Here is a 6436-nt window from a genome sequence, read left to right as displayed (position 1 = left end):
GACAAGGGGAAATGCAAAAAAACTTTTCGTTCGCTCGCTTTTCCATCAAGACGCTGTTTAAACGCCCTGTTTGCTGATCATTTGCGCGATTTCTCGGGCAAATCGGGAGACCTGTTGCCAGTCGGTATAGACCACTTCTTTACGGGTATCCGTTTCGCCCCCGGTCATTTTCATAATCAGGCGGATCATAAACCGATCGTACCAGCGGTAGCGCGGGTAACGTAGCGCCCCGGCAAACACCGCGCAGCTCTGCGGCTGCCAAGGCGAGTTGAGCAGAAACTTGCGCGTATAGCTATTGGTCTGCGGCGTGCGCTTCTCGGGTTTGCGCGCAACCAGGTTCACCGAAAAGAATGCCCCCGGCAGCGCCTGCAATGCTGCCAGGTGCTTTTTCACAAAGCGGTCCACCGCCGGATGAAAGTGTCCGTAGCGAATCGACGCGCCAATCACCACGCGATCATAATGATGCCATTCCACGTTATCGGTACGGTTCAGATTCAGGGTATCCGCATCGATACCCAGCTCTTTCAGCTCCGAGGCGAGAAACGAAGCGATTTCACGGGTCTGCCCGTCGCGGGTGGAAAAGAGAATTAAAGTTTTCACGAGCACTCCTGTTATTCGCGCCAGAAAGTGGGAGTAAAGAGCACCAGTAAGGTGAACACTTCCAGACGACCAAACAGCATATTAGCAATCAGGATCCATTTCGCGACCGGGTTCATGGTGGCAAAGTTGTCCGCGACGACGCCGAGCCCAGGCCCGAGGTTGTTCAATGTCGCCACCACGGAGGCGAAAGCAGAGAAGTCATCCACCCCGGTGGCGATAATAGCCAGCATACTAATGATAAAGACCAGCGCATAGGCGGAGAAGAATCCCCACACCGCTTCCAGAATACGTTCCGGCAGCGCGCGGTTACCTAATTTAATGCTATACACCGCATTCGGGTGAACCAGACGCTTAAGCTCACGGTTGCCCTGCTTGAACAGCAACAGGATACGGATCACCTTTAAGCCACCGCCCGTGGAGCCAGCGCAGCCGCCGATAAATGCGGAGCACAGCAGCAGCACCGGCAGGAACAGCGGCCAGCGCGCAATGCTATCGGTGGTGAATCCTGCGGTGGTCGCCATCGACACCACCTGGAAAAACGCCTGATTCAGCGTCGTCAGCACCGAGCCGTACACGTTATGAAGCCATAGCACCAGCGTACAGACGATGACCAGCGTCAACTGGACGCCAATGAACATTCGAAACTCAGGGTCGCGCCAGTACACCTTCAGGCTGCGTCCGCTCAACAACGAAAAATGCAGACCGTAGTTACAGCCGGAGATCAGCAGGAAGATGGCAATGATGGAGTTGATCATCGGGCTGTTGAAATAGCCGACGCTGGCATCGTGAGTCGAGAAACCGCCGATAGCGATGGTGGCGAAGCTGTGCCCTATCGCATCGAAGGCCGGCATACCGGCAAACCAGAGCGCCAATGCGCAGGCGACCGTTAGTAACACATAGATAAGCCACAATGTCTTTGCCGTCTCGGCGATGCGCGGGCGCATCTTGTTATCTTTCAGCGGGCCGGGCATTTCCGCGCGGTAGAGCTGCATCCCCCCGACGCCGAGGATAGGCAGAATGGCCACCGCCAGCACAATGATCCCCATGCCGCCGAACCACTGCAGCATCTGCCGGTAAAAAAGGATAGCGTGCGGAAGCGAGTCCAGCCCCACCAGGGTGGTCGCCCCGGTCGTCGTCAGGCCGGAAAATGATTCGAAGAAGGCATCCGTCACCGTCAGGTTCGGCTGTTCGGCGAATATAAAGGGCAAGGCCCCTACGCTACCCAGCACGGTCCAGAACAGCACCACGATCAGAAACCCTTCACGAGATTTCAGTTCGCCCTTTTGCTTACGGTTCGGCCACCACAGCATGGAGCCGATCGCCAGAGCGACAAAAAAAGTTTGAGTGAAGGCCCGTCCCGCGCCATCGCGATATATCAGGGCCACTAATCCCGGGACGATCATTGTCCCCGAGAATAAGATGACCAGCAGTCCAACGATTCGGGTTATGGCGCGAAAATGCATCTCTGGCGCTTCCTTTGATAGGCAAAAAAACAGAGGGGATTATTCGTTAATCTTCAGTAATTGCAATGAACCGCGACTAAAATCAGCCAGTTTTGCTGAAAAAGCCGCCACTTCGGCCTGGGGAAGCGCCACGCGCAGCCGAACCGACGCCAGATATTCGCTTTCAACGACATTCCCGGAAAATTGGGCGAGCAGCGCTTCAACGCCGGCCAGTTGCCCATATTCACATTGCAAAGTATATGCCGTTAACGGCGTCTTGCGCAGCGTCGTCAACTGCGCCAGCGCCTGATGGACACCGCCGCCATAGGCTTTCACCAGGCCGCCGGTGCCCAGCAGGATACCACCGTAATAACGTACGACGACAGCGGTTATCTCACCGACGCCGCTACCCATCAACTGCGCCAGCATCGGTTTACCCGCCGTTCCCGCCGGTTCGCCATCGTCTGAGAACCCAAGCTGTTGCGAATCATCAGGCGGTCCGGCGACCCACGCCACGCAGTGGTGGCGAGCATCGGGGTGATCCGCTCTGACCGACTCGACAAAGGCTTTCGCCGCCGCCACGCCGTCGGTATGCGCCAACAGCGTGATAAAACGGCTCTTTTTGATCTCCTCAACGACGGAAACTGGCGCCGCCGGGATTAACCAGCTCTCCATCAGGCCAGCTTCAGATCGCGCGTCATGTTTTCGATACTGTTTTCGTGAACCACCACGTTATCTTCGATACGGATCCCGCCGAATGGCTTCATGGCGTCAATTTTTTGCCAGTTGAAGTGCTTGCTGAACGGGCCTTCACGCCACGGCGCCAGTAACGACTCGATAAAGTAGATGCCGGGTTCAATGGTCAACACCATCCGCGGCTCGATAATACGGGTGCAGCGCAGATACGGGTATTTCGCTGGCGCCGCCAGATGCGTACCGGAGTCGTCTTGCATAAAGCCAGCAACATCATGCACCTGCAGACCCAGCGGATGACCAATCCCGTGCGGCATAAATGGCCCGGTCAGATCGTTCTCCACCATCGCCTCTTCGCTCATGTCAGTGACTAACTGGTGTTTACGCAGCAGCTTCGCAATACGCTGATGGAACTGGATATGGTAATCAACGTAGCGCGTCCCGGCTTTCATGGTGCTAATCAGCGCCAGCTGCTCGTCGTTAACGTCTTTAATCAGATGGGCGAAATCGTTATCGCCGTGTGCCGCCCAGGTCCGCGTCAGATCCGCGGCATAGCCGTTATATTCCGCGCCGGCGTCGAGCAGGAAGCTGCGCATCTCCGCCGGAGCGCGATGGTCCAGTTTGGTGTAGTGCAGGACGGAAGCATGCTCGTTCAGCGCCACGATGTTGCTGTAAGGCACGTCGGTATCGCGGTGACCGGTGGCGGTAAGATAGGCCTGGTTGATATCGAATTCGCTCATCCCGGACTGGAAAGCCTCATAGGCCGCACGATGACCATTCACCGCCGACTTCTGCGCTTCACGCATACAGGCCAGCTCGTAATCGGTTTTGTAAGCCCGGTAGTAATGCAGATAATCGATAACCCCTTTCGGGTTGATCTTATCCGCGGCGATTCCCAGGCCCAGCGCGCGCTCCGGCACCGGCCCGATATAGCCAATATTACCGCGAGCGGCAGGCAGTTGGCTGCCGATGCCATCGGCCTTCGGCAGCGCGACCACATCGACCTCTTCGGTCCAGAACGAGGTCGGCAGCGGCTCAACGTTATGCCAGTAATCAACCGGCAGATAGAACCACAGCTTCGGTTTATTCACACCGTCCACCAGCAACCAGCAGTTAGGCACCTGAGTCACCGGCACCCAGGCTTTGAACTGCGGATTGACCTTGAACGGGTATGGATGGTCATCAAGGAAGACGTTAACCAGCTCGCCGGAGTGAATCAGCAGAGCATCCATCTGAAAACGGGCCAGGACGTCGCGGGTACGTTCTTGTAGGGTAACAATATGATTTTTATAGAGCGCGGCCAGGGATTCCATCTTTTGTCCTTTGCTTTTATGGGATCGTGATACTCCGCATCTTAGCACATCGACCTGCGTGCGGGTGATTTCCGCCGGATGTGATCCGACCAGCAATTATTTAAAGAGTAATTTGCAATTCTTTAACATAAATTCCACACTCCGTTTCATCTGGTATGACCAGATCATATTGCTGGATTCAGGAGACTGACATGCTCTACAAAGGCGACACCCTGTACCTCGACTGGCTGGAAGATGGCATCGCCGAACTGGTGTTCGATGCCCCAGGTTCGGTCAACAAGCTTGATACCGCAACCGTAGCCAGCCTCGGTCACGCGCTGGATGTACTGGAAAAACAAAACGATCTCAAAGGCCTGCTGCTGCGCTCTGAAAAAGCGGCGTTTATCGTCGGCGCGGATATCACTGAATTCCTCTCACTGTTCCTGGTCCCTGAGGAGCAGTTAAGCCAATGGCTGCATTTTGCTAACAGCGTCTTCAACCGTCTGGAAGATCTTCCCGTCCCCACTATCTCTGCCGTCAATGGTTACGCGCTGGGCGGCGGTTGTGAATGTGTCCTGGCGACCGATTACCGCCTGGCGACGCCGGATCTGCGCATTGGTCTGCCGGAAACCAAACTCGGCATTATGCCAGGCTTCGGCGGCTCAGTTCGTTTGCCGCGTCTGCTCGGCGCCGACAGCGCGCTGGAGATCATTGCTGCCGGGAAAGATGTCGGCGCCGAGCAAGCGCTGAAAATCGGCCTGGTGGATGGCGTGGTCGCTGCGGAAAAACTGCGCGACGGCGCGCTGGCGATCCTGCGCCAGGCGATTCAGGGCGACCTGGACTGGAAAGCGAAACGTCAACCGAAGCTGGAGCCGCTGAAACTCAGCAAAATTGAAGCGACGATGAGTTTCACCATCGCCAAAGGCATGGTCGCGCAAACCGCCGGGAAGCATTATCCGGCGCCGATCACCGCGGTGAAAACCATCGAAGCCGCTGCGCGTCTTGGTCGTGAAGAAGCTCTGGTGCTGGAAAATAAAAGCTTTGTCCCGCTGGCTCATACCAACGAGGCCCGCGCACTGGTCGGTATCTTCCTGAACGACCAGTACGTCAAAGCGAAAGCGAAAAAACTGACCAAAGATGTCGAAACACCGAAGCATGCTGCCGTACTGGGCGCTGGCATTATGGGCGGCGGTATCGCATACCAGTCGGCCTGGAAGGGCGTGCCGGTGGTGATGAAAGACATTAGCGACAAATCGCTGACCCTTGGGATGACCGAAGCGGCGAAGCTGCTGAATAAACAGCTGGAACGCGGCAAAATTGACGGTCTGAAGCTGGCCGGAGTCATAAGCACCATTCAGCCGACGCTGGAGTATAGCGGTTTTGATCGCGTGGACGTGGTCGTTGAAGCGGTGGTGGAAAACCCGAAAGTGAAGAAAGCGGTGCTGGCGGAAACCGAAGAGAAAGTGCGCCCGGATACCGTACTGGCATCCAACACCTCAACGATCCCCATCAGCGAGCTGGCCAGCGTTCTGCAGCGCCCGGAGAACTTCTGCGGCATGCACTTCTTTAACCCGGTGCATCGCATGCCGCTGGTTGAAGTGATTCGCGGCGAAAAAACCTCGGATAAGACCATTGCCAAAGTGGTGGCCTGGGCCAGCAAAATGGGCAAGACGCCAATCGTGGTCAATGATTGTCCCGGTTTCTTCGTCAACCGCGTGCTGTTCCCCTACTTCGCCGGATTTAGCCAGCTGCTGCGCGACGGGGCGGATTTCCGCAAAGTCGACAAAGTGATGGAGAAACAGTTTGGCTGGCCGATGGGCCCAGCTTATCTGCTGGACGTGGTCGGCATCGATACCGCGCACCATGCTCAGGCGGTTATGGCGGCGGGCTTCCCGCAGCGGATGCAGAAAGATTATCGCGACGCTATCGACGCCCTGTTTGACGCCAACCGTTTCGGGCAGAAGAACGGCCTCGGCTTCTGGCGCTATAAAGAAGACAGCAAAGGTAAGCCGAAGAAAGAAGAAGATGCTGCCGTCGACAGCCTGCTGGCCGACGTCAGCCAGCCGAAGCGCGATTTCAGCGATGAAGAGATTATCGCCCGCATGATGATCCCGATGGTTAACGAAGTCGTCCGCTGCCTGGAAGAAGGCATTATCGCCAGCCCGGCGGAAGCGGATATGGCGCTGGTATACGGCCTCGGCTTCCCTCCGTTCCACGGCGGCGCCTTCCGCTGGCTGGATACCATCGGCAGCGCGAAGTATCTCGATATGGCGCAGCAGTACCAGCACCTTGGGCCGCTGTATGAAGTCCCTGCCGGTCTGCGAGACAAAGCGCGCCATAACGAAGCGTATTATCCCCAGGTAGAGCCAGCCCGTCCGGTTGGCGCTCTGAAAACGGCTTAAGGAGTCA

Annotated in this window: 5 protein-coding genes; 1 reads left to right on the top strand and 4 read right to left on the bottom strand. The window is 56.6% G+C overall.

Features of this window, described 5'->3' with window-relative positions; all coding sequences use genetic code 11:
• Positions 1–57 precede the first annotated feature (57 nt).
• The 4 genes from hemG to pepQ are packed head-to-tail and all read right to left on the bottom strand — an operon-like array spanning position 58 to position 4048.
• Positions 58–600 carry a menaquinone-dependent protoporphyrinogen IX dehydrogenase gene (hemG, locus tag KHQ24_RS18355; protein WP_017899381.1) on the bottom strand — a complete coding sequence of 181 codons (543 nt, stop codon included), beginning with the start codon at positions 598–600 and terminating at the stop codon, positions 58–60.
• Between the two features lie 11 nt (positions 601–611).
• Positions 612–2063 carry a Trk system potassium transporter TrkH gene (trkH, locus tag KHQ24_RS18350; protein ID WP_004886724.1) on the bottom strand — a complete coding sequence of 484 codons (1452 nt, stop codon included), beginning with the start codon at positions 2061–2063 and terminating at the stop codon, positions 612–614.
• Positions 2064–2102: 39 nt separating this feature from the next.
• Entirely contained in the window at positions 2103–2717 is a 615-nt protein-coding gene (locus tag KHQ24_RS18345) for an IMPACT family protein (RefSeq protein ID WP_004886726.1), read from the bottom strand.
• Complete coding sequence (gene pepQ, locus KHQ24_RS18340) at positions 2717–4048, bottom strand: Xaa-Pro dipeptidase (RefSeq protein ID WP_004886728.1); 1332 nt, start codon at positions 4046–4048, stop codon at positions 2717–2719. The genes KHQ24_RS18345 and pepQ overlap by 1 nt, the downstream gene beginning before the upstream one ends.
• A gap of 191 nt (positions 4049–4239) precedes the next feature.
• On the opposite strand from pepQ, the gene fadB reads away from it, so the two are divergent.
• Positions 4240–6429, top strand: a complete 2190-nt coding sequence (fadB, locus tag KHQ24_RS18335) for a fatty acid oxidation complex subunit alpha FadB (protein WP_049092577.1) — start codon at positions 4240–4242, stop codon at positions 6427–6429.
• Positions 6430–6436 lie beyond the last annotated feature (7 nt).

Source organism: Klebsiella sp. 54 (assembly GCF_018223875.1).
Classification (GTDB): Bacteria; Pseudomonadota; Gammaproteobacteria; order Enterobacterales; family Enterobacteriaceae; genus Klebsiella; species Klebsiella quasipneumoniae.
The sequence above is the reverse complement of the archived record's forward strand: the minus strand, read 5'-3'. Positions and strand labels throughout refer to the sequence as shown.